This is a genomic window from Amycolatopsis eburnea, assembly GCF_003937945.1.
GTDB classification, from domain to species: Bacteria; Actinomycetota; Actinomycetes; order Mycobacteriales; family Pseudonocardiaceae; genus Amycolatopsis; species Amycolatopsis eburnea.
Genome location: NZ_RSEC01000024.1, coordinates 266,010 through 288,679, shown reverse-complemented (window position 1 = coordinate 288,679; position 22,670 = coordinate 266,010). Strand labels below are relative to the sequence as shown.

Annotated in this window: 22 protein-coding genes and 1 rRNA gene; 7 read left to right on the top strand and 16 right to left on the bottom strand. The window is 71.3% G+C overall.

Annotated features, from left to right (window positions below; all coding sequences use genetic code 11):
* Positions 1 to 93: ribosomal RNA gene (gene rrf, locus EIY87_RS07635) — 5S ribosomal RNA — on the top strand; the annotation flags it as partial.
* Between the two features lie 266 nt (positions 94 to 359).
* Here the strand turns inward: rrf and EIY87_RS07630 are convergent.
* Positions 360 to 1,571: a L,D-transpeptidase gene (locus EIY87_RS07630; RefSeq protein WP_191983998.1), complete on the bottom strand. Its 1,212-nt coding sequence runs from the start codon at positions 1,569 to 1,571 to the stop codon at positions 360 to 362.
* Between the two features lie 103 nt (positions 1,572 to 1,674).
* Complete coding sequence (locus EIY87_RS07625; RefSeq protein ID WP_125306942.1) at positions 1,675 to 2,544, bottom strand: patatin-like phospholipase family protein; 870 nt, start codon at positions 2,542 to 2,544, stop codon at positions 1,675 to 1,677.
* 69 nt (positions 2,545 to 2,613) lie between these two features.
* On the opposite strand from EIY87_RS07625, the gene EIY87_RS07620 reads away from it, so the two are divergent.
* The 3 genes from EIY87_RS07620 (at position 2,614) to EIY87_RS07610 (ending at position 4,985) form a co-directional block, all read left to right on the top strand.
* Complete coding sequence (locus EIY87_RS07620) at positions 2,614 to 3,573, top strand: LysR family transcriptional regulator (protein ID WP_125306941.1); 960 nt, start codon at positions 2,614 to 2,616, stop codon at positions 3,571 to 3,573.
* Between the two features lie 99 nt (positions 3,574 to 3,672).
* Positions 3,673 to 4,236 carry a papain-like cysteine protease family protein gene (locus EIY87_RS07615; RefSeq protein WP_125306940.1) on the top strand — a complete coding sequence of 188 codons (564 nt, stop codon included), beginning with the start codon at positions 3,673 to 3,675 and terminating at the stop codon, positions 4,234 to 4,236.
* A gap of 2 nt (positions 4,237 to 4,238) precedes the next feature.
* Entirely contained in the window at positions 4,239 to 4,985 is a 747-nt protein-coding gene (locus tag EIY87_RS07610) for a hypothetical protein (RefSeq protein WP_125306939.1), read from the top strand.
* 204 nt (positions 4,986 to 5,189) lie between these two features.
* Here the strand turns inward: EIY87_RS07610 and EIY87_RS07605 are convergent, their stop codons facing one another.
* The 4 genes from EIY87_RS07605 to EIY87_RS07590 are packed head-to-tail and all read right to left on the bottom strand — an operon-like array spanning position 5,190 to position 8,403.
* Positions 5,190 to 5,843: a DedA family protein gene (locus tag EIY87_RS07605; protein WP_125306938.1), complete on the bottom strand. Its 654-nt coding sequence runs from the start codon at positions 5,841 to 5,843 to the stop codon at positions 5,190 to 5,192.
* 44 nt (positions 5,844 to 5,887) lie between these two features.
* Positions 5,888 to 6,889 carry a lipoyl synthase gene (gene lipA, locus EIY87_RS07600; protein ID WP_125306937.1) on the bottom strand — a complete coding sequence of 334 codons (1,002 nt, stop codon included), beginning with the start codon at positions 6,887 to 6,889 and terminating at the stop codon, positions 5,888 to 5,890.
* A gap of 25 nt (positions 6,890 to 6,914) precedes the next feature.
* Entirely contained in the window at positions 6,915 to 7,862 is a 948-nt protein-coding gene (locus tag EIY87_RS07595) for an oxidoreductase (protein ID WP_125306936.1), read from the bottom strand.
* A gap of 19 nt (positions 7,863 to 7,881) precedes the next feature.
* Entirely contained in the window at positions 7,882 to 8,403 is a 522-nt protein-coding gene (locus EIY87_RS07590; protein WP_125306935.1) for a hypothetical protein, read from the bottom strand.
* Between the two features lie 131 nt (positions 8,404 to 8,534).
* Between EIY87_RS07590 and EIY87_RS07585 the strand changes: the two genes are divergently transcribed.
* Together EIY87_RS07585 and EIY87_RS07580 are read left to right on the top strand one after the other, a co-directional pair.
* Entirely contained in the window at positions 8,535 to 9,161 is a 627-nt protein-coding gene (locus EIY87_RS07585) for a TetR/AcrR family transcriptional regulator (RefSeq protein ID WP_086859013.1), read from the top strand.
* Between the two features lie 4 nt (positions 9,162 to 9,165).
* Positions 9,166 to 10,101, top strand: a complete 936-nt coding sequence (locus tag EIY87_RS07580) for an LLM class F420-dependent oxidoreductase (RefSeq protein ID WP_125306934.1) — start codon at positions 9,166 to 9,168, stop codon at positions 10,099 to 10,101.
* Positions 10,102 to 10,166: 65 nt separating this feature from the next.
* Here the strand turns inward: EIY87_RS07580 and lipB are convergent, their stop codons facing one another.
* From lipB to lpdA, 5 genes are all read right to left on the bottom strand, one after another.
* Positions 10,167 to 10,907: a lipoyl(octanoyl) transferase LipB gene (gene lipB, locus EIY87_RS07575; protein WP_125306933.1), complete on the bottom strand. Its 741-nt coding sequence runs from the start codon at positions 10,905 to 10,907 to the stop codon at positions 10,167 to 10,169.
* Positions 10,904 to 11,527, bottom strand: a complete 624-nt coding sequence (locus EIY87_RS07570) for a phosphatase PAP2 family protein (RefSeq protein ID WP_125306932.1) — start codon at positions 11,525 to 11,527, stop codon at positions 10,904 to 10,906. The genes lipB and EIY87_RS07570 overlap by 4 nt, the downstream gene beginning before the upstream one ends.
* On the bottom strand, positions 11,524 to 12,396 hold the full coding sequence (locus EIY87_RS07565) for a TIGR01777 family oxidoreductase (RefSeq protein ID WP_125306931.1): 873 nt from the start codon (positions 12,394 to 12,396) through the stop codon (positions 11,524 to 11,526). The genes EIY87_RS07570 and EIY87_RS07565 overlap by 4 nt, the downstream gene beginning before the upstream one ends.
* A 126-nt stretch (positions 12,397 to 12,522) precedes the next feature.
* Positions 12,523 to 14,292, bottom strand: a complete 1,770-nt coding sequence (gene sucB / locus EIY87_RS07560; RefSeq protein ID WP_125306930.1) for a 2-oxoglutarate dehydrogenase, E2 component, dihydrolipoamide succinyltransferase — start codon at positions 14,290 to 14,292, stop codon at positions 12,523 to 12,525.
* Between the two features lie 55 nt (positions 14,293 to 14,347).
* The gene (gene lpdA, locus EIY87_RS07555; protein WP_125306929.1) at positions 14,348 to 15,721 is read right to left on the bottom strand and encodes a dihydrolipoyl dehydrogenase; all 1,374 of its coding nucleotides are present in this window, start codon (positions 15,719 to 15,721) and stop codon (positions 14,348 to 14,350) included.
* A 182-nt stretch (positions 15,722 to 15,903) separates the two neighbouring features.
* Between lpdA and EIY87_RS07550 the strand changes: the two genes are divergently transcribed.
* On the top strand, positions 15,904 to 16,248 hold the full coding sequence (locus EIY87_RS07550; protein WP_086859477.1) for an oxidoreductase: 345 nt from the start codon (positions 15,904 to 15,906) through the stop codon (positions 16,246 to 16,248).
* Here the strand turns inward: EIY87_RS07550 and EIY87_RS07545 are convergent.
* The 5 genes from EIY87_RS07545 to EIY87_RS07525 form a co-directional block, all read right to left on the bottom strand.
* The gene (locus EIY87_RS07545) at positions 16,245 to 16,694 is read right to left on the bottom strand and encodes a GNAT family N-acetyltransferase (RefSeq protein ID WP_125306927.1); all 450 of its coding nucleotides are present in this window, start codon (positions 16,692 to 16,694) and stop codon (positions 16,245 to 16,247) included. The genes EIY87_RS07550 and EIY87_RS07545 overlap by 4 nt on opposite strands.
* A gap of 151 nt (positions 16,695 to 16,845) precedes the next feature.
* The gene (locus EIY87_RS07540; RefSeq protein ID WP_125306926.1) at positions 16,846 to 17,805 is read right to left on the bottom strand and encodes an SMI1/KNR4 family protein; all 960 of its coding nucleotides are present in this window, start codon (positions 17,803 to 17,805) and stop codon (positions 16,846 to 16,848) included.
* A gap of 10 nt (positions 17,806 to 17,815) precedes the next feature.
* Positions 17,816 to 18,787 carry a TAXI family TRAP transporter solute-binding subunit gene (locus EIY87_RS07535; RefSeq protein WP_125306925.1) on the bottom strand — a complete coding sequence of 324 codons (972 nt, stop codon included), beginning with the start codon at positions 18,785 to 18,787 and terminating at the stop codon, positions 17,816 to 17,818.
* The gene (locus EIY87_RS07530; RefSeq protein WP_125306924.1) at positions 18,784 to 20,748 is read right to left on the bottom strand and encodes a TRAP transporter permease; all 1,965 of its coding nucleotides are present in this window, start codon (positions 20,746 to 20,748) and stop codon (positions 18,784 to 18,786) included. Before EIY87_RS07530 ends, EIY87_RS07535 begins: the two co-directional genes overlap by 4 nt.
* Before the next feature lie 366 nt (positions 20,749 to 21,114).
* Entirely contained in the window at positions 21,115 to 22,614 is a 1,500-nt protein-coding gene (locus tag EIY87_RS07525) for a leucyl aminopeptidase (protein WP_125306923.1), read from the bottom strand.
* Positions 22,615 to 22,670 lie beyond the last annotated feature (56 nt).

The following is a 22,670-nucleotide window of genomic DNA, read 5'->3' as shown; positions in this document are numbered from 1 at the left end:
ACGCCCGGTCCCATTCCGAACCCGGAAGCTAAGCCTGACAGCGCCGATGGTACTGCAATCGAAGGGTTGTGGGAGAGTAGGACACCGCCGAACTCAACATGATGAAAGGCCCCGGTCGAGAACCTCTCGGTTCTCCCGGGGCCTTTCTTCATGCCCGCCGACACCCGCGCCCCGCGACGCGAGATCGGACCGTTGACGCCGGCCACCCGAAGTGGGCGGGCCGGCCGCGTGTCGGCAACGGGCACGAGCGGCCCGTTCGTGCCCCGCAGCCGGTCCAAGAGCAGTAAGCCCCAAGAGCGCAAGAAAAGGGCCGGAGCTCCACCGAGCCCCGGCCCTTCCGCCAGCCGAACCAAAAACCCCTACTTCAACGCCGACCCGGCTTGCCAGTCGGCCCAGGACTTCGACCAATCGCCGTACAGGTCCCAAACCGGGAGCTGCGGGCCGCCCGAGTTGGTCACCTCCACGACGTCGCCCAGGCCCATGTTCTGGAAGAACCACTGGGCGTTCGCGCCGTTCAGGTTGATGCACCCGTGCGACACGTTCGAACTGCCCTGCTGCCCCACGCTGTTCGGGTTCTCGTGCACGAACTCGCCGTCGTTCGAGATCCGCTCCGACCACTTCTCGTTGGAGCGGTACGCCTTCGGGTCCGGCGGGCAGACGCCGTACGTGCAGGAGTCCATCGTGTAGTTCGCCTGCTTGTCCGAAATGACGTGCGCGCCCAGGTGCGTCGGCGTCGCGTCCTTGCCCATGGAGATCGGCATCGACTTGACCATCGCGCCGTTGTGGAAGATCTGCATCTGCTCGGTGTTCCCGTCCGCCTTCGCGATCCAGGAATCGTGCACCTTGTACGTTTCCGTGCGGTCCTCCGCGCCGAACACGCCGCCGCCGAAATCGACGCCGTAGATCTTCGCCGAGACCTTCAGGGTCGTGCCGGCCTTCCAGTACTCCTTCGGGCGGTAGTGGACGTTCGAGTCGTCGATCCAGTACCAGCTGCCCTCCTGCTTCGGCGTCGACTCGACCGTCAGGGCCTCCTCCACCGCCGCCTTGTTCTTGACGGCGATCTTGCCGAAGCTGAACACGATCGGCTGGCCGACGCCGACGCCCGTGCTCGCCACCGCGGACGGGGCCGGGATCAGGTTGGCGTTCGCCTGCTTCTTCGGCGCGATCGTGCTGATCTGGTTGTCCTGCTCGATCGGTTTCCCGTTGGCGCCCTGGGCGTGCGCGACGATCTTGTACGTCGCGCCGTAGCCGAGCGGCTCGCTGGACGTCCAGCTCGAACCGTCGTCGGCGAGCTTGCCGGCGACCGTCTTCCCCTTGGCGCTGTTGGTCACCGTGACGTCGAGCAGCTTCCCGTTGGCCGCCTTGACGACGATGGGCGTCGCCGGGTTCACCCCGGTGCCACCCGCGGGCTCGAACGTCACCGCCACCGGCGTCTCGGAGGCCGAAGCCGAGCCCGGCGCCGGTGTCCCGCCGGCGGAAGAACCGCCGTCTTCACCGGACGAGCAGGCGGAAACCAGCAGTGCTCCGGCGAGGATTCCGGCCACCGAAAGTAAAATCTTCTTGGGGAGCATATTGTCTCTTTTTGGGAATTGGGATCGGCGGGCATTCATCATCAAAACTACGCGATAGCGATGACGTTCTTCCCGGCGGATCGGTGCATCGGCGTGACGCGGATCACGTGACGACGAGACCCGGGGCACCGTAGAGTCCCGGGCCGCGCACCGCGAGCCCGTCGAGGTACTCCCGCGCCGCCTGGTACGCCTGTTCCGCCAGCGCCTCCGTGTGCCCGAAGTCGAGCGGGTTCACACGTACGGGTGCGGGCCCCGGCAGGTACACCACCGGCACCGAAGCCGCGGCGACCGGCGCTTCCAGCACCGCCTGGTTCCGCATGCTGATCATCGCGGTGAACATGATCACCTCGGCGAACGTCCGCGGCGCGTCCGGCATCTTGCCCGGGAACGCGCAGTCCAGCACCACCAACGACTTCGCGCCCATCGCCAGCGCCTGCCGCATCGGCACGTTCGCGACGAGCCCGCCGTCGTAGAGGAGCCGTCCTTCGTGCGTCACGGGCGGGAAGATGCCCGGGATCGCGCAGCTCGCCAGCAGCGGCTCGAGCAGCCGCCCGGACCGGATCAGCAACGGCTCGGCCGTGTCGACCTGCGTCGTGACGACGCCGAGCGGCAGCGCCAGGTCTTCGAACCGCGTTTCGGCGCCGAGGTGGTCGGCGATGATCCCCGCCAGGCCGGAATTGGGGAAGAGGTGGGTCTTGCTCTGCGTCAGCGTCCGGACGCGGCTCAGCACGCCGCCGGGGAACGCCTCCGCGCGAGTCATGTGCGCCCAGATGCCGTGCAGGTCCGCCAAGGCGTCGCCGCCGGAACGGGCCAGGACGGCGGCGTTCAGCGAGCCGACCGACGTGCCCGTCACGAGGTCCGGTGACGCCCCGGCTTCGGTCAGCGCGCGCAGCATGCCGACCTGCATGGCGCCGAGGCTGCCGCCACCGCCGAGGACGAAACCGATCGGCCGGGGAAGATCCGCGAGACTCATACCGCCGAATGTAGTAAGCCCGACTTTCGCAGGTCGTGCCGCCCGTGAAGCCGGCGTTAACCTGCTGGGGTGGCCGAGCTGGAGCTGCGCCATCTCAGAGCCGTCCGCGCCGTCGCGGACGGCGGGAGCGTGAGCCGCGCCGCCACCGTGCTCGGCGTCAGCCAGCCCGCGCTCACCGCGCAGCTCAAGCGGATCGAACGGATCCTCGGCGGCGACCTGTTCGTCCGCGGGCCCAGCGGCGTGCGCCCCACCGAGCTCGGCCGGTTCGTGCTCGCCCGCGCCGACGCACTGCTCTCGGACATGCAGGCGCTCGTCGCGTCCGCGCGGCGCCACGGCGAAAGCGAGCCGGAGTCGCTGCGGATCGGGTACGTGCCGCTGCTGATCATCGGCCGGTTCATCGAGGAGCTGGGGGAGCTGGACCTCGACGTCCAGACCTACGCCGAGCCGGCGTCCCTGACCCTGTTGAAGCTGCTCTCGACCGGCCGCGTCGACGTCGCGCTGCTGGAGCAGTTCGACGGCACCGAGGCGCACCACTTCGCCGGGCTGGCCGTGCGGACGCTCGCGACCGAGCCCATCTTCGTCGGGATCGCGCAGGGGCACCCGGCGATCCGTGGCGGCGTCGTCGACCTCGCGGACCTGGCCGGCTGCGACTGGATCCTGCCGCCACCGCACGAAAACTGCGTGCGCGTGCGGTTCGCCCAAGCCTGCGCGGCCGCCGGGTTCACGCCGCGGGTGCGGCACTTCACGTCCGAGGCGGGGACGGCGGGCACGCTGATCGCGCAAGGCGCCGTCTGCCTCGCGCAGGCGGCTTCGGCGCCCCCGCGTGGCCTGCTCGCGCTGCCGCTGGCCGGTGACCCGTTGTGGACGACGTTGTTGTTCGCGACGCGCGAGGACGACGCCCGGACGCCGACGACCGGCGAGGTGTTCCGCTGCGCGGAGGTCGCGCACCGGGCGTCGCTGAACCGGAACCCGCACTTCGCGCGGTGGTGCGGCCGGAATCCGGGCGAACGGCTCGTCTCCGCCCGATAGGCGGCATAACGCCGGTGTTATCCCCGCTGGGATTACTGCCTGGCGCGGCAACGGGAGAAGCTCACGAAGTCCCCACCTGTTGCCGACAAGGAGCAACGAATGCACTTCAGACGAGCAATGGCGCTCGGCGCGCTGTGCGTGGCCCTCACCGGCCTGCTCTCCCCGCCCGCGAGCGCGACCACCGAAGCGACGACGTTGTCCATCAGCCAGCTGGTGCAGGAGCAGAACCAGTGGTGCTGGGCCGCGAGCGGCCTGACCATCGCGCGGTTCCTCGGCTACGGCACGAGCACCAGCCAGAACACCTTCTGCGACTACTCCCGCGGCTACCCGGCGGGTTCGCAGTGCCCCAACCAGCCCGGCGAGCTGACGTACGTGCAGCGCGGCTACCAGGCGCTCGGGCTGCGGCCCGGCACGGTCACCGGCGCGCTCAGCTTCGCGTCGGTGCAGACCGAGATCACCGGCCGCCGCCCGATCGAGACCGGCATCTACTGGACCGCGGGCGGCGGGCACGCCCAGGTCATCTACGGCTACGACGCCAGCGGCCTCGTGTACTACGGCGACCCGTGGCCGAGCAGCCAGCGCTACAGCGCGATGGCGTACTCGAGCTACGTCCGCAACGGGCAGTTCCAGTGGGCGCAGTCCCTCTACCGGATCGGGGTGTGACCGTGAAGTTCTTCCGTGGACTCGTCACGCTCTTCGCGGGGACGGCACTGGTACTGGGTTTCGGCGGCACGGCTTCGGCTTCGACACCGTCGTCCGGCGACGTCGCGGCCGCGGTCAAAGCGGCGGACGCCCAGCTGTCGGCGTTCTTCGGCCAGCTCGACCGGCGCGCGGGCGTCGCGCGCGCCGATGTCGCGCAGGCGCCGAAGGTGGACGGCGAGCCGCAGAGCGTCTACTCGCTGGACCCCGCGTTCGTCGCCGGGAAGCCGGGCGCGAAGCCGGCGTCGTTCGCGTACTACGCGGTGAAGGCGCAGGCGTCGACCGGGCGGCAGGCCACCGTGTGGGTGACCCGCGACGCGGCCGGGCTGACCGCGGCCAACTTCACGACCGGCACCGAGGAATTGACCTACCCGGCGCAGGCGCACGGGGACCTGGTGTTCACCGAACCGCAGGTCAACGCGTGGTACCGGGTGCGCGACGGCCGCGTGCTCCCGCTGAACGACCCGGCCCGCCAGCGGGTCGGCGACGGGGTCGCGGTGGCGGCGTACCAGCAGCTGGTGCACCGCCTGTACGGCGACAAGCTGCCCGGGTCGGCGTACCGCGAGCAGGGCAAGCTCGGCGGGTACGACCTCGCCGCTTCGCCGGCTCCCGCGCCGGGTGAGGGTTCCTGGCCGTTCGCCGCCGGTGGGGCGCTCCTGGCGCTCGGCTTGATCGGCTGGGCCACCGGCAAGGCGGCGCGCGCCCGCCGCTGACGCCGGGAGGGTGCGGCCCGGGAGACCGGACCGCACCCTCGTGGCTCGCCCGTTCTCAAGCGCCCCAATGTGGCCTTGGTTGCGTTGAGTGGGCACTGCGGCGCGGAGCGCCTCCGTTGAGGGTGGCGGTGGGGGCATGGGTGGAGCACCGAAGGCCGCCTTGGGTGCGTCTGACGCACCGAAGGCCACATTGGGGCGCTTGGGTCAGGGGACGTGCTCGGGCTCGCGGTCCGGGTCCGGGGCCGTCAGGGTCTTGCGCTTCTTCAGGCGCAGCAAGAAGAACAGCGCCACCGCCGCGAGGAGCGCGACCACGATCAGGCCGCCCGTGTTGAGCGCGCCCTCGATGCGTTTCGCCGCTTCGCCCAGTGCCGCGCCGATGCTGATGTGGACCAGGGACCAGCAGAAGGCGCCCGCCGCCGCGGCGGGGAGGAACTTGCGGAACGCCAGGCCCGACGTGCCCGCCGCGGCCGGGGTCAGGGTGCGGATCACCGGGAGGAAGCGGGCGAAGAACACCGCCCACGCGCCGCGGCGTTCGAGGACTCCGGTGGCCTTGTCCCACGCTTCGAGGCCGTACTTGCGGATCAGCTTCGTCTCGCGCAGGCGTGGCCCGAAGCGGCGGCCGATGACGTAGCCGAGCGCGTCGCCCGCCGTCGCGCAGACCGTCACCACCGCCCACAGGGCGAGGAAGCGCGCCACGGTGTTCGCCGTCGTCGCCGCGATCAGCAGGCCGGATTCGCCGGGGGCCAGGAAACCCAGGCCGATCGTGCACTCGGCGAACACCAGGCCGCCGGTGGCCGCGACGAGCCCCGGTTCCGGGAGTCCTTGCAACCAGCTGAGGAGGTCCGAAACCAGGGCCATGCCGCCACTTTACCGATCCTTTAAGGATGGTGGGGTGACGTGTGTCACCGGGCGAGCAGCGACGCCGCTTCCTGCGCGGCCGGGCCTTCGGCGGCCAGGTGGGCCAGGTTCTCCGGCAGTTCCTCGCCGCGGTGGGCCTTCGTCTGGGCGTACAGGCGTCCCGCGCGGTACGACGACCGCACGAGCGGTCCCGCCATGACACCCGCGAAACCCATCGCCTCCGCCGCGCGAGAGTGCTCGACGAACTCCTCCGGCTTCACCCACCGGTCCACCGGGTGGTGCCGGGGCGAGGGACGCAGGTACTGCGTGATCGTCAAGATCTCGCACCCCGCGTCGACCAGGTCCCGCATCGCCGGAGCGACCTCGTCCGGGGTCTCACCCATGCCCAGGATCAGGTTCGACTTCGTCACCAGACCGGCTTCACGAGCCTTCGTGATGACCTCCAGCGAACGCGCGTACCGGAAACCGGGACGGATCCGCTTGAAAATCCGCGGCACCGTCTCCACGTTGTGCGCCAGGACCTCCGGCCGCGACCCGAACACCTCAGCCAACTGCGCCGGGTCGGCGTTGAAGTCCGGGATCAGCAGCTCCACACCCGTACCGGGGTTGAGCGCGTGGATCTGGCGGACGGTCTCCGCGTACAGCCACGCCCCGCCATCCTCGAGGTCGTCGCGCGCGACGCCGGTGACGGTCGAGTACCGCAAGCCCATGGCCTGCACCGACTCCGCGACCTTCCGCGGTTCCGTGCGGTCGAGGGCAGCGGGCTTACCCGTGTCGATCTGGCAGAAGTCACACCGCCGCGTGCACTGGTCCCCACCGATCAGGAACGTGGCCTCACGGTCTTCCCAGCACTCGTAGATGTTGGGACAACCGGCTTCTTCGCACACGGTGTGCAGACCCTCACGGCGCACGAGACCCTTGAGTTCGGTGAACTCCGGCCCCATCCGCACCCGCGTCTTGATCCACGGCGGCTTCTTCTCGATCGGCGTCTCACTGTTGCGAACCTCGAGACGCAGCAGCTTCCGGCCTTCAGGCGCAGCACTCACGCCTCCAACCGTACGCCCGTCCGGGCTAAGCGGGGTCGGGGGTGACGCCGGTCAGCTTCGCCGTGACGTCCCACAGTGCGGCCCCCAGCGATGCGCTCAGCGCGGGGGTGAGCGGGCGCACTTTGACCGGGCTCCCGTGCATGCCGCCGAGGCCGCCGGGGGCGAGGTAGTCGCCGCCTTCGACGCCGTCCGCGGTGGCCGCGTACAGCTGCGGGAGCGCGCCCTGGCGGACGTTCTGGGCGAACAGGGCCTCGCCGATGCGGTGGCCGCCCGCGATGACGCCGCGGACGACCGGGTTCGAGTACGAGCGGGCCATGCCGCTGCCGAGGCCGGTCGCGGTGTACCCCGGGTGGGCGGCGACGCTCAGGACGTCGTCGCCGGCCGCGCGCAGACGCCGGTCCAGCTCCATGGCGAACACCTGGTTCGCGAGCTTCGACTGCCCGTACGCGGTCGCCGGGTTGTAGCGGCGGTGCTCGCCGTTGGGGTCTTCGAGGTCGATGCGGGCGCCGGTGGCGGCGAGGCTCGACAGGGTGACGACGCGGGCGTGCGTCCCGCCGCGCAGGGCGGGCAGCAGCAGCCACGTCAGCGCCGCGTGGCCGAGGTAGTTGGTGCCGAACTGCAGCTCGAAGCCGTCGGCGGTGCGGCCGCGGGCGGTGGCCATCACGCCGGCGTTGGCGACCAGGACGTCGAGCGCGTCCCCGGTCCGTTCGCGCACCGACGCGGCGGCCGCGCGCACCGAGGCGAGCTCGCTCAGGTCCAATGGGATGAGCTCGGGTTCGGCGCCCGCGGCGGCCGCGCGGACCTGGTCCAGTGCCTTCGCGCCGCGTTCGGGCGAACGGCAGGCGAGGAACACGCGGGCCCCCTTGCCCGCGAGCACCTCGGCGGTGCGGAGACCGAGCCCGGAGTTCGCCCCCGTGACCACGACGGTCCGGCCGCTCTGGTCCGCGATGTCGTTCTCGGTCCACCGTGTCATGCGTGACACTTAACTCCGTTTACGCACTGGGCGCGAGCAGCCGCCGCAGGTGTCCCATGACCGGGCGACGCCGGACGGGCTCCTCGCGACTGGTGTGCAGCAACGCCTCCAGCGCGTGGCCCACCTTGACGATCTCCTCGGCGGGCTCGCGCGGGTCGGCCAGGCTGGCCGTGACGGCGAGCATCCGCAGTTCGCCCTCGTGCATCCGGCGCAGCGACGCGTACCGCTCGTACGCGCCGTCGAGGACCGCGCGCAGGTCGGCGTGCTCGTCGACGGCGGTGCGCCAGGCGCGGGTGACGGCGTCGACGTGGTCGCCGAGGCCGTCGGCTTCGTCCGGGTCGGCGACCTCGGCGCGCAGCCGGCCGCCGAGCGTGCGCGTCCACTGGTACTGCAGGGCGGTGAGGATGTTCTCTTCGGTGCCGAAGTGCTCTTCGGCACCCGGCACTTCTTCGAGCGGCAGCGGCGCACCCGGGTTCCGGGCGGCCAGTCGGACGGCGGCTTCGAGGATTTCCTGCCGTCGGTAGAAGTCTGTCCAGCTCATGGTGTGGCTCCCCTTCCGTGGCCCGGGTCATACCGCGGGTCTGCGGCATACTCCCGGTACGGACCTGACCCGGCGAACATACCATGAGTATGGAGAGATCCTCCGGGCGTAAAGTTGTGAAGGTGGCGACAATGAGGTCCAGACGACTCGACTACTCCGAGTCGACGCGGTCGGCGCTGGTCGACAGCGCGGTCGAACTGTTCACCAAACGCGGCTACGCGGGTACCTCGCTCGACGAGATCGCCAAACGCGCCCGGGTCACCAAGGGAGCCCTGTACCACCACTTCAGCGGCAAGCAGGCGTTGTTCGAGGCCGCGTTCGACCAGGTCGAGAGCCTCGTCTACGACCGGCTCGACAAGATCATGACCGGCGAGGGCACGCCGTGGGAGCGGGCGCTCGGCGGGCTCAACGCGTTCATCCGCAGCTGCCTCGACCCCGCCTACCAGCGGATCGCCATCCACGAGGCGCCGGTGGTGATGGGCTGGGAGCGCTGGCGCGAGGCCGAGGAGCGGTGCAGCTTCGGGCTGGTCCGCTCGGGCCTGCAGTCGCTGATCGACGCGGGCGAGGTCGAGCCGGTGCCGGTGGAGGTCACCGCGCGGCTGCTGTTCGGCGCGCTGTCCAGCGCGGCGACCGAGATCGCCAGCTCGCCGGACCCGAAGCGGGTCGGGGCCGAGATCGAGGACGTGATCGTCCGCATGCTGGTCCGGTTGCGGCGGACCGAGCAGGACGGCGCGGAGGTCTCCCCGTCGATAGGCTGACGGCGTGGACTTGAGGATCTTCACCGAGCCCCAGCAGGGGGCCACCTACGACGACCAGCTGCGGGCCGCCAAGGCCGCCGAAGCCGCGGGCTACGACGCTTTCTTCCGCAGCGACCACTACCTGAAGATGGGCTCGGCCGACGGCCTGCCCGGCCCGACCGACGCCTGGATCACCCTGGCCGGCCTGGCCCGCGAGACGACCCGGATCCGACTCGGCACGCTCGTCACCGCGGCGACGTTCCGGCACCCCGGGCCGCTCGCCATCTCGGTCGCGCAGGTCGATCAGATGTCCGGTGGGCGCGTCGAGTTCGGGCTCGGGTCCGGCTGGTACGACACCGAGCACGAGGCGTACGGCCTGACGCTGCCGCCGCTGAAGGAGCGGTTCGACCGGTACGCCGAGCAGCTCGAGATCGTCACCGGCCTGTGGAAGACGCCGTCCGGCTCGACGTACTCCTTCGACGGCGAGTACTACACGCTGAAGGACTCGCCCGCGCTGCCGAAGCCGGCGCAGCAGCCCGCACCGCCGGTGATCATCGGCGGTGGCGGCAAGAAGCGCACCCCGGCGCTGGCCGCGCGGTTCGCCGACGAGTTCAACCTGCCCTTCGCCGACGCCGAGACCGCGGCCGCGCAATTCGCCCGGGTCGAGGAGGCCGCGCGCGAGATCGGCCGCGACCCCAAGGAGATCCTGCGGTCGGTGGCGCTGGTGATCGCCGTCGGCCGGTCCGAGGAGGAGGTCGCGCGCCGGGCGGCGGTCCTCGGGCGCGACGTCTCCGAGCTGCGCGCGAACGGCCTGGCCGGGACGCCCGCCGAGGTCGTCGACCGGATCGGGCAGTGGCGGGAGAAGACCGGGATCACCCGGCTCTACCTGCAGCTGCTCGACATGCAGGACCTGGACCAGATCGACCTCGTCGCCGCCGAGGTCGCACCCCAGCTGGACTAGCGCCCCAAGTCCGTGAAGGCCTCCTTACCAGTCGAAAAAGCCGGTAAGGAGGCCTTCACGGCTTTTCAGTTCTGGAGCGCGAAGGTGACGCCGGGCGCTTCGGGAGCCGCCGGGCGGGGGAGCCAGCGGTCCTCGCTCACCGGGAGTTCGCCTTCGAGAGCCGCCAGGACGGCGTCGCGGGCCAGCGGGAGCACCGCTTCCACGCTGACGTCGCGCTGCAGCTCGTAGGACAGCGATGTCACGCCCGCGTCGCGGATGCCGCACGGGACGATGGTGTCGAACGCCGCCAGGTCCGCGTTGCAGTTCAGCTCGAAGCCGTGCATCGTCACGCCGCGCTGGACGCGGATGCCGATGGCCGCGATCTTGCGCTCGATGCCGCGGTCGTCGGCCGGGATCCAGACGCCGCTGCGGCCCTCCACGCGGCCGCTGGTCACGCCGAGCTGGTCGCACACGTGGATCAGGGCCTCTTCCAGCCGCCGGACGTAGTGGACGACGTCGATCGGGTCGGCGAGCTTCACGATCGGGTAGCCGACCAGCTGGCCGGGACCGTGCCAGGTGATCTTGCCGCCGCGGTCGACGTCGATCACCGGGGTGCCGTCGACCGGGCGGTCGGCGGGCTCGGTGCGCTTGCCCGCGGTGTAAACCGACGGGTGCTGCAGCAGGAACATCGTGTCCGGCGCGGTGCCGTCGGCGCGCTCGGTGAGCCGGGTCCGCTGGAGCTCCCAGGCTTCGGTGTAGTCGATCGTGCCGAGCTCCCGGACTTCGACGGGTTCGGTGCTGGCGCGGCAGGTGCGGGAAGAACTCACCCGTCGAGGCTACGCCCGTCACCCGGGGGAAGCAGCCGCAAGGCGCACGCTGAGAGCAGCCCGACACCGGTCACCGCCAGCACTGCGCCGATCGTGTCCGACACCCAGTGCACGCCCAGCACCACGCGGCAGGCCGCGCTGAGCACGACGGCCACCGCCGAGGCGAGCAGGACGCGCTTGACCAGCCGCGGCCACAGCCACGCGCAGAGCAGCACCAGCACGAAGCCGGTGCTCGCCACCGCCGTCACGTGCCCGCTGGGGTAGCTCAGGTCGGGGTAGTCGCGCGGGCGTTCCCGCAGGAACAGCGGCTTGGCCACGACGCTGGTCAACCGGCACAACAGCAGCACGACGGCCAGCCGCACGCACAACCCCGTGTCCTGCCGCCGCCGCAGCGCCAAGGCGAGCAGCGCCGCACCGAGTACCCAGGGGAGCACCGGGCCGAGGACGTCGCTGCCGATCGCCGCCGCTGTGCCGAGCGGCTGCGTGTAGACGCCGTGGAGGGCGTTCGCCACCTGGGAATCCAGGGTCAGCGGGTGCCGCGCCACGCCGAGCCCGAGCGCGACGAACGCCGCCGCCAGCGCGAGACCGACGACGAGCCAGCGCTTGAGCGGGACCGTCATGCCGCGGCGAGCGCGCTGTCCAGCGTCGGGTGCCGGAACGCGTAGCCGGAGCGCTCCAGCACGGCGGGGACGGCCCGCTGCCCGAACAGCGCCATCTCTTCGCCGGCCTGGCCGAGCACGGCCTTGAGCGCGAACCCGGGCACCCACCACGGCGCCGGGCGGTGCAGCGCGCGGCCGACCGCGCGGGTGAACTCGGCGTTGGTCACCGGTTCCGGCCCGGTCAGGTTCACCGGGCCCGAGACGTCGTGCGTCAGGACGTGCACGATCGCGCCGACCTCGTCGTCGAGGGCGATCCACGGCATGTACTGGCGCCCGTCGCCGAGCCGGCCGCCCAAGCAGAGCTGGAAGAGCGGGCGCAGGGTGCCGTAGAGGCCACCCTTCGCCGAAAGCACCAGCCCGGTGCGGATGTTCACCACCCGCGCGTCGCCGGCGCTCGCCGTCGCCGCTTCCCAGGCTTCGCAGAGTTCGGCCAGGAACCCCTGCCCGCGCGGCGCGGTTTCGTCCACAGTGGACGCTCCGGGGTTGCCGTAGTAGCCGACGGCGGAAGCGTTGACGAACACGCCGATCCCGTGTTCGGCGACGGCTTCGGCGAGCACCTCGGTCGGCTCGACGCGGCTGTCGGTCAGCTCCTGCTTGCGCATGGCGCTCCACCGGCCGGGAAACAAGGGCTTCCCGCCCAGGTTGACGACGGCGTCCACGCCCTCTAAGGCACCGGCGGCGATGGTGCCGGACGGCGGGTCCCAGCGGAATTCGCCGCCACCACGCGCTTCCCGCCGCACCAGACGGCGGACCTCGTGCCCGTCGCGCAGCAGGCGGTCGCCCAGCGCCGACCCGATCAAGCCGCTCGCGCCGGCGATCAGTACTCGCATGCCTCGATCGTTGCGCATCCGCTGCGCGACCGCACACCCGGACTCGCTCACCGGGCCCGGAAAGCCGTGAAGGCCTCCTTACCGGCGTTTATGACCGGTAAGGAGGCCTTCACGGACTACGGAAACTCAGAGGCCGAGTTCGCCCTCGAAGTTGCCCTCTTCCAGGCGCTGCTTGATCGTCGTCAGGAAGCGGCCCGCGTCGGCCCCGTCCACCAGGCGGTGGTCGTAGGTCAGCGGCAGGTACGCCATCGACCGGACGGCGATCGTGTCGTTGCCGTCGGCGTCCGCGATGACCACCGGGCGCTTGACGACCGCGCCGGTGCCGAGGATGCCCGACTGCGGCTGCACGATGATCGGCGTGTCGAACAGCGCGCCGACGCTGCCGATGTTCGTGATCGAGAACGTGCCGCCCGACAGCTCGTCCGGCTTGATCTGGCCCGACCGCGCGCGGCCCGCCAGGTCGGCGATCCGGTGCGCGAGCCCGGCCAGGCTCAGCTCGCCCGCGTCGTGGATCACGACCGAGAGCAGCCCGCGCTCGGTGTCCACCGCGATGCCCAGGTGCACGGCGCCGTGGTAGGTGATCTCCTTCGTGTCCTCGTTGTAGGACGCGTTGACGTTCGGGTGCTGCTTGAGCGCTTCGACCGTGGCCTTCGCGAAGAACGGCAGGAACGTCAGGTTGACGCCCTCGCGCTCCTTGAAGGCCGCCTTCGCGCGCGAGCGCAGCTTGGCGATCTTCGTGACGTCGACCTCCTGGACCTGCGTGAGCTGCGCGGCGATCTGCAGCGACTCGCGGGTCTTGGTGGCCGTGATCTGGCGGATCCGGCTGGCCTTCTGGACCGTGCCGCGCAGCGCGGCCAGCTCCGGCGACACCGGGGCTGCGGGACGCGCGGCGGGCGCCGACGGGGCGGCAGCGGCGGCCGGAGCGGCAGCGGCGGGCGCCGGGGCGGCCGCCTTCTGCTTCTCCTCGGCCGCGGCCAGGACGTCCTGCTTGCGGATCCGGCCGCCGACGCCGCTGCCGGTCAGCGACGCGAGGTCGATGCCGTGCTCGGTCGCCAGCTTGCGGACCAGCGGCGTGACGTACGGGCCGTCCGCCGAGCCGTCCTTCGCCGCGGCGGCCGGGGCCGACTGCGTGGCGGCGGCCGCCGGGGCAGCCTGCGGAGCCGGCTGGGGCTTCGGTTCCGGCTTGGGCTCGGGCTTGGTCTCCTGGACCGGCTCGGGCTTCGGCTCCGGCTGGGGTTCCGGCTTCGGCTCGGGCTTGGGCTCCGGCTTGGCCTCGGCCTTCGGCGCCGCGTTCGCGTCGCCGATCACCGCCAGGACACCGCCGACCTCGACGGTCTCGTCCTCGCCCGCGCGGATCTCCAGCACCGTGCCGGCCACCGGCGACGGGACCTCGGTGTCGACCTTGTCGGTGGAGATCTCGAGCAGCGGCTCGTCGACCTCGACCGAGTCGCCGACCGCCTTCAGCCAGCGCGTGACGGTGCCTTCGGTGACGCTCTCGCCCAGCTCGGGCAGCTTCACCTCGGTGCCTTCACCACCGGCGGCCGGCGCGGTGTCCGGCTTGCTCGGGGCGCTGTCCTGGGCCTGCGGCTCAGGCGCCGGCTCCGGCTCGGGCTTCTGCTCCTCCTGCGCGGGGGCGGAGGACTCGGGGACACCCCCGGACCCGTCGTCGATGACGGCGAGTTCCCCGCCGACCTCGACGGTCTCGTCCTCCTGGGCGCTGATCTTCACGACCGTGCCGGCCACCGGGGACGGCACCTCGGTGTCGACCTTGTCGGTCGAGATCTCGAGCAACGGCTCGTCGACCTCGACGGTGTCGCCCTCCTGCTTCAGCCACCGGGTTACGGTGCCTTCGGTGACGCTCTCCCCGAGCTCCGGCAATGTGACGGAGTAGGCCATCGTTCGCTGACTCCTCTTCCAAGTTCTGCGTGGTCTGGATTCTGCTGGTGGGACGTCAGCTGTGCACGTGCAGCGGCTTCCCCGCGAGGGCGAGGAACGCTTCACCGAGGGCCTCGGTCTGGGTCGGGTGGGCGTGGATGAGGGGTGCGACGTCCTCCGGGAAGGCCTCCCAGCTGTAGATCAGCTGCGCTTCGCCGATCAGCTCGCCGACGCGGTCGCCCACCATGTGCACGCCGACGACCGGGCCGTCCGGCGCCTTGACGAGCTTGACGCCGCCCGAGGTCTTGAGGATCTGGCTCTTGCCGTTGCCGCCGAGGTCGTAGGTGAACGTCGTGACGTCGGCGCCGTACTTGTCCTTGGCCTGCGACTCGGTCAGCCCGACCGACGCGACCTCGGGGTGCGAGTAGGTGACCCGCGGGATACCGCTTTCGTCGATCACGCGCGGGTTCAGCCCGGCGATCTCCTCGGCGACGAAGATGCCCTGCTGGAAGCCGCGGTGCGCGAGCTGCAGGCCCGGGACGATGTCGCCGACGGCGTAGACGTTCGGCAGGTTGGTGCGCAGCCGCTCGTCCGTGATGACGAAGCCGCGGTCGATCTTGACGCCGGCCTCCTCGTAGCCGTGGCCCGCCGAGTTCGGCCCGCGGCCGACGGCGACCAGCAGCAGGTCGGCTTCGAGGGTCTCGCCGGACTCCAGCGACACGCTCACGCCGTTGTCGTCCTGCTTCGCGCCGGTGAACTTCACGCCGGTCTTGAAGGCGATCTTGCGGCGGCGGAAGGCGCGCTCGAGCTGCTTGGACGCGAACTCGTCCTCGTTCGGGACCAGCCGCGGCAGGGCCTCGACGATGGTGACGTCGACGCCGAAGGAGGCCCAGACGCTGGCGAACTCGACGCCGATGACGCCGCCGCCGAGCACCACGACCTTCTTGGGGACGTAGTCCAGCGCGAGGGCCTGCTCGCTGGCGATGATGCGGCCGCCGAGCTCCAGGCCGGGCAGCGTGCGCGAGTACGAGCCGGTGGCGAGGATGACGTTCTTGCCGGTGTAGCGGGTGCCGTCCACCTCGACGGTCGTGCCGCCGACGAACGTGCCGGCGCCCTCGACGAGGTTCACCTTGTGCGCCTTGGCCAGGCCCTGCAGGCCCTTGTACAGGCGGGCGACGATCCCGTCCTTGTACTTGTTGACCCCGGCGATGTCGATGCCCTCGAAGGCGGCCTTGACGCCGACCGCCTCGGCTTCGCGGGTCTCGTCGGCGACCTCGGCGGCGTGCAGCAGGGCCTTGGTCGGGATGCAGCCCCGGTGGAGGCACGTCCCGCCCAGCTTGTCCTTCTCGATCAACGTGACGGAAAGGCCCAGCTCGGCCGCGCGGAACGCCGCGGCGTAGCCGCCCGATCCGCCTCCCAGGATCACGAGGTCGGCGGAGGTGTCGGTCACTTGTATAACTCCTCGGCAAGCAGTGGGGTGGTGCTCTGTCGTCGCCCGCGCGCGGTATAACCGCGCGCGCGACACCCGCCATCTTGTCACTACGCCGGACGGGGCTGCGACCTAGCCGGGTGTGCGACGCCGACCACACGCGGACATCGGGATAATGAGTGGTCCAGGTCTCGGGAGGAGAGGTGGTCGTGGTGGGGCTCTTCGACTCGCTGCGCAGGCGGGCCAAGGGTGGGCAACGGGCCGGCACGCTGCGGAAAGCCAGCTCGGAAGACACCCGGCACCTCGAGGAGTGGGTGGCCTCGAGGCACGGGGTGGAGGCCTATGTGGAGCCTCGGACCAATGTCACCGAGACCACTGTGGTGTTGATCGCCCACGACGGCGAGTGGACCCGGCGCCGCATCGGCAGCCTGGAGGCCGCGCAGCAGTTCGGCCACCGCCGGTCGATCCCGGTGTACGAGGTCGCGCGCGTCGGCTACCCGAAGCGGATGCGCGAGTACACCGAGCGCAAGAAGCGCGGGCAGGTCTAGAGCTCGATCCGGCCGACGACCTCGCCGCGGAAGGTCTGGCCGGTCGGGCGGAAGCCGAGCTTGAGGTAGAAGTCCTCCGGGCCGCCCGCGGCCGGGATCCACAGCACGGTGGCGGTGGTGTTGCCCCGTCGCCGCGCTTCTTCCAGGACGGTTTCGACGGCGAAGCGGCCGTAGCCGCGGCCCTGGACGCCGGCACCGACGTTGAGCCGCCAGATCCCGCAGCGGAAGAAGTCCAGCTCGGCGTGCGGGTCGAAGCCGCCCATCACGAAGGCGACCGGCTCACCGTCGTCGAGGATCAACCGCGGCCAGGCGACATCCGGCTGCGTGTAGGCCTCGGCGAGCGAGACGGCGACGGGCGCGACGAAGTCCTTCTGGTGCGGCTCGACGGCCAGCTGACAAGCGGCGGCGACGTTGGCCGGGGTGATCTTCTCCGCGGTGAGGGTCACCGGGACCAACTTAGCTGGCTTGGGTGAGCAGGGTGGCGTGCTTGACCAGTGCGGCGTGGAAGGTCGGGTGGATGGTGGTGCCGAGGACCGGGTCGACTTCGACGATGCGGCCGGTTGAGAGCGGCGGGGTTGCCGGGTCGGCCAGGATCTCCTAGCCGGCTTGGGTGAGCAGGGTGGCGTGCTTGACCAGTGCCGCGCGGAAGGACGGGTGCACCGTGGTGCCGAGGACTGGGTCGACCTCGACGACGTGACCCGCCGACAGCAGCAGCACCGCCGGGTCCGCCAGGATCACCACGCCGTTCTCGGCGCGCAGGCCCGCGGTGCCGAGCAGGCGGGGGAAGACCACGTCCGCGGGGAGGCCGTCGCAGGTGCGCAGGAACTCGCGGTGGTCCGGGGGCAGCTCGACGCCCAGCCGCAGCTCCGCCGAACGGATCGCCGCTTCCGACGCCGGGGGAGGGGCGGTCGAGCCGCCGCGCAGGCGCTGGATCTCCGCGATCAGCTCCGGCCAGCCTCCGAGGTCGGGCGGGTAGCGCTCGTGCAGGGCCGCGACCAGCGCGCCCGCGCCGGCCGGGGCCCAGTCGCGCAACCCGAGCGGGTCCGCGCCCGCCACCAGTGCCGGGGCCAGGGCCCGTGTCGCCGCGAGGGTCGCGACGTCGGGGTGGGGCCCGGCCAGGGAAGCCCACCGTGCGAGGTCGCCGTCGAGCAGGGCCGTGCGCACGCGGTCCGGGCGCGCCGGCGCCACGTGCTTGACCACCTCCGCGACCGGGCCCGGTGGCAGCACGCCGTCGAGGTCGGAGACCGGACGCCGCAACGACGCCGTGTGCGTGCGCTCTTCGGCGTCCAGGTCCAGCGGGGGCAGGCCCTCGGCCCAGTCCGGACGCCCACCGCGGGCCTCGAAGAGCATCGCCCAGGCGCGCGCCCGCACCGGGTCGGCGGCCAGCGCGGTCACCGGCCGTTCGGTCCGGGCCAGCCACTGCGTCACCAGCCGGTCGGCTTCGTCGAAGGCGCCGGCGACCGCGAGCAGCAAAGCGGCGTACCCGATCTGGTCGTCGAGGCCCGCCTCAGGCGCCGTCAGAACGTCGCGGACCGCTCGTTCGAGGTAGTCCTCCACCCCGCGGACCCTAGCCGAGTGCTTGCTTCGCCCCCGGGTGCAGCGGAACCGGTTCGGTCCGCGTGGCCAGCTGCTTCGTGATCTCCTTCGCCGCCGGGTGCACCTTCGCCAGCTCGGCCTGCTTGTCGAAGAGCAGCTTCGTGATCGCGCACGCGTTGCCCGCCGGGAAGTCCTCGCGCACCAGCAGCAGGTTCGGCACCACCACCGTCGGCACGTCGGACGGCTGCGCGTACGTCGCCTTCGGGATCACGGCCTGGTCGTAGACCGGGTTGACCTCCTTCAGCTTCGGCAGCAACGGGGTGATGTCGAGGAACTTCACCTTGTCCTTCAACGCGGTCGTGATGTCGGTGATCTGCGCGGTCGGCAGGCCGCCGGACCAGACGAGGCCGTCGAGCGTGCCCGCCTTCATGCCGTCGGCGGTCTTCGCGAGGTCGAGCCGCTGCGCCTGGACGTCGGTGTCCGTCAGCCCGGCCGCCCGCAGCAGGCGGTTCGCGATCACCTCGGTGCCCGACTTCGGCGAGCCCGTCGAGATCCGCTTGCCCTTCATGTCCGCCACCGAGTTGATGCCCGCGTCGGCGCGGACCAGCACCTGCGTCGAGTTCGGGTAGATCCGCGCGAGTGCCTGGACCTTCTGCGGCTTGCCGTCGAAGGACCCCTTGCCGTTCACCGCGTCCGCCGCGGTGTCGGCCAGCGAGAACGCGACGTCGTAGTTGCCCGCCACCAGCTGCTGGATGTTCTGCACCGACGCGCCGGTCTCCGCGGCCGTGGCCCGCAGCTTGGTGGCGGTGCTGATCAGCTGGGCCAGCCCGCCGCCCAGCACGTAGTAGACGCCGCCGCTGTTGCCGGTGGCGATGGTGATCCGGCCTTCGCCGGCTTCGCAGGACTGCGAACCGCCTGGCGCGGCCGAGTCCGTCTGCTGCTTGCCGCCGCAGCCGGTGACGGCCAAGGCGAGCACCGCGGCGGTGACGAGTGCGCGTTTCATGCTGTCCTCCTCTTGATCACGGCGTGGGCGAGCAGCGCGGCGGCACCGCACGCGGCGCCGATCGCGATCGGCACCGGCTCCAGGTAGAGCAGGCACAAGGCGGCCGGGACGAACAACAGCCGCACCGGCAGGCTGACCGGCCCGAACAGCCAGCCCCCGGTCACCACCGCCAGCGCGGCGACGGCCAGCGCCGAGACCGCCGCCACCCAGACGACGGTCAGCGCGTCCGACTCCAGCAGCAGCGCGGCGCCGTTGTCGGTGAGCACGAAGGCGATCGGCACCAGGAACGCCGGGAGCGTGTACTTCCAGCACTGCCACATGGTTCCCAGCACCGAGCCGCCCGTGATCGCCGCCGACGCGACGGCGGCGAGCGCGGTCGGCGGCGTGACCTCCGAGAGCACGGCGTAGTAGAAGATGAACATCGCGCGCTCGGCGTCGGCGACGCCCAGCGTCTCCAGCGCGGGGCCGATCACGACCCAGGCGATGATGAAGCTCGCGGTGACCGGCACGGCGAGGCCGAGCACGCCGACGGCGACCGCCGAGAGCAGCACGGTCAGGATGAGGATGAGCGTGCCGTTGTCGGTGAGCGCGCCGGCCAGCTCGACCAGTGCGTCCGCGAGTTCGAGGCCGAGGCCGGTCTTGGTGATGGTCGACGTGATCACGCCGGCCGCCGCGCACACCGCGATCACCGGCAGCGCCCCGCGCACGCCCGCCGAAAGCGCGTCGACCATGTCCTTCGCCCAGGCTTTCGGCTCGTGGCGCCGGGCGATCAGCGCGAAGAGCGCGGCGACGCCGGTGGCGTAGACGACCGCGGCGAACGGCGGGATGTCGAGGGCGAGGAACACGACGATGATCGCCAGCGACAGGAAGTGGTAACCGCCGCGCAGCAGCAGTTTCCCGGGGTTGCCGTGCGGGACGTCGACGGCTTCGGCCTGGAAACGCCGGGCGTCGGCCTCCATCGCGAACACGATGCCGAGGTAGTACAGCAGCGTCGGCACGGTCGCCCAGACCAGTACCTTCAGGTACGACGTCTGCAGGTACTCGGCGATGATGAACGCGGCGGCGCCCAGCGTCGGCGGCGAGAGGATGGCCCCGATCCCGGACGCGGCGAGCAGCCCGCCCGCGTTTTCCTTGGGGTAGCGGGCTTTCTTGAGGATCGGCCAGGTGATCGAGCCGAGGCTGACGGCGGTCGCGGTGCCCGAACCCGACACCGTGCCGAGCAGGAATCCCGACAGGACGGTGGTGCGGCCCGGTGCCGTCCGCGACTTCCGGAACGCGGCGAACGAGATGTCCACGAAGAACTGCCCGGCGCCGGACGCGTTGAGCACGGCGCCGTAGAGGGTGAACAGCACGATGTAGCTGCCCGCGACGTCGAGCGGGGTGCCGTAGAACCCGCTCGCGTCGTTGTAGAGCGCGTTGACGATCTGGCTGAAGTCGATGCCGGCGTGCGCGATGCCCCAGTTCTGCGGGAGGAAGCCGCCGTAGTAGGCGTAGGCCAGGAAGAGCAGGCAGACGATCGGCAGCACCAGCCCGGTGGTGCGGCGGGTGGCTTCGAGGATCAGCACCAGCAGCAGCGCGCCGGCGACGACGTCCAGCGGGGACAGGATGCCCTGGCGGTTCAGGAAGTCGTCGTACCCGGCGAGCACGGGGTAGAGGCCGACGGCGAGTGCGGTGACCGCCAGGGCCCAGTCGGTCCAGCCGGGGTCGTCGCGGCCGCGCAGCCGCGGGCGGTAGCAGAGGAAGACCAGCGGCAGCGTCACGCCGAGGAAGAGCACGAGGTAGAACTGGTTGCCCTTGGCGAAGGGGAAGAACACCTGCTTGAGCACCAGCACGGCGACGGCCAGCGCGACGAAGTAGACGACGCGGTCCGGGACCCGGGAGAGCATGCGCGCCGGGCGTTCTTCGTCGTGCTCGGCGGCGATCGCGGCAGGCGTGTCCTCTTCGACCGGCCCAGTGGTCATCCGGCCACCGTACGGTGTCGCGGATCACATCGAAAGCGGCAAAGGGATCATCCGCCCCAAGCGCCCCAATCGGGTTTTCTCAGTAGCGGCTGGGTGAGCGCGTTCGTGCCGGTGGCCCGGTCGGCTGCGGCTACGCTCGCGTCTTGAATGAGTCATTCAGGTCTTCGGAGGTCCTGAATGACTCATTCAAGACGTCACCACCGACCGCGATCCCGCCGATGGGGGCGACCGGTCGCGAGGCAACGCGGGCCTGACCGGGCCGCAACGTGGCAATCAGCGCGGCTACTGAGAAAACCCAATGTGGCCTTGGTTGCGTGTGACGCAACCAAGGCCGCCTTGGGACGCTCGGGAGCCGCCGCGGCGGGGTCAGCCGTTGGCGGCGATGTCCGCCAGGACCGCGGCGATCGTGCGGACCGGGACGCCCGTGCCGCCCTTGCCGGTGTAGCCCCACGGGGAACCGGTGTTGAACGACGGGCCCGCGATGTCGATGTGGACCCAGTCGAGGCCGTCGGCGACGAACTCGCGCAGGAAGATGCCCGCCGCGAGCATGCCGCCCCAGCGGTGGCCGGTCACGTTGGCCAGGTCGGCCAGGCGCGAGTCGAGGTCGGCGCGCAGCTCCTCCGGCAGCGGCATGGCCCAGCCGTTCTCGCCGGTGGCTTGCATGATCGCGGCGACGCGGTCGCGGAAGTCGTCCGAGCCCATGACGCCCGCGGTGCGGTTGCCGAGCGCGACGACCTGGGCGCCGGTCAGCGTCGAGGTCTCGATGAGGTAGTCCGGGTTTTCCTCGGCCGCGCGGACCATCGCGTCGACGAGCACGAGCCGGCCCTCGGCGTCGGTGTTGAGGACCTCGACGGTCTTGCCGCCGTACATGGTCAGGACGTCGCCCGGGCGGTACGACGTCCCCGACGGCAGGTTCTCCGCCAGCGGGATGTGCGCGACGACCTCCAGCGGGTACTTCAGCTTCGCGGCCAGGACGACCGACGCGAGCACGCCGGCCGCGCCGGACATGTCCGAGGTCATGTGGTCCATGTTCGCGGCGGGCTTGAGGGAGATGCCGCCCGAGTCGAACGTGATGCCCTTGCCGACCAGCGCGACCTTCTTGGCGGCCTTGGCCGGCTTGTAGCCGATGCGCACCAGGCGCGGCTGGCGGGACGAGCCGCCGCCGACGCCGAGGATGCCGCCGAAGCCCTTGCGCTTGAGGGCCTTCTCGTCGAGGACCTCGAACTCGAGGCCGTTGTCCTCGGCCAGCTTCTTCGCGCGGTCGGCGAAGGAGGCCGGGTACAGGTCGTTCGGCGGGGTGTTGATCAGGTCGCGGGCGGTCAGCACCGCCTCGGCGATGGACGTCGCGGCCTTGAGCGTCGCCTTGTGCTCGCGGGCGGTGCCGTCGGCCGGGCTCGCGAAGTCGACCTTCGCGACCGGGGCGTCACCCTTCTCGCTGCGGTAGGCGGTGAAGACGTAGGAGCCCATGACCGTGCCCTCGACGGCGGCCTGCAGGTCGAGCTCGGACAGCGTCACGAGGGCGCGGTCGGTGCCGGCCAGCGCGCGGCCGGCGGCGCCCGCGGCGCGGCGGACCTGCTCGGGGGTGACGGCGTCGCCCGGCTTGCCCAGGCCGACGGCGAGGACCACGCCGGCCGGGAGCTTGCCCAGCGTCGGGACCTTGACGACCTCTTCGGCCTTGCCGCTCGCGCCGAGCGTGGCCAGCAGGTCGGCGAGGCGGCCGTCGAAGGCGGCGTCGACGGCGGCGGCACCGGCGGCGAGCGCCGGGCCGTCCTCACCCTGCAGGGTGCCGATGACGATGACGTCGGCGCGCGTCTTGGCCAGTGCCTCCCCGGTGTTGTCGGACAGGGCGAGCTTAGGCACGGTCACTTCTGGCTCCTCGCGCGTTCTCGGTGGTACCGGGCACCGGCCCGGCCGGGATCGTG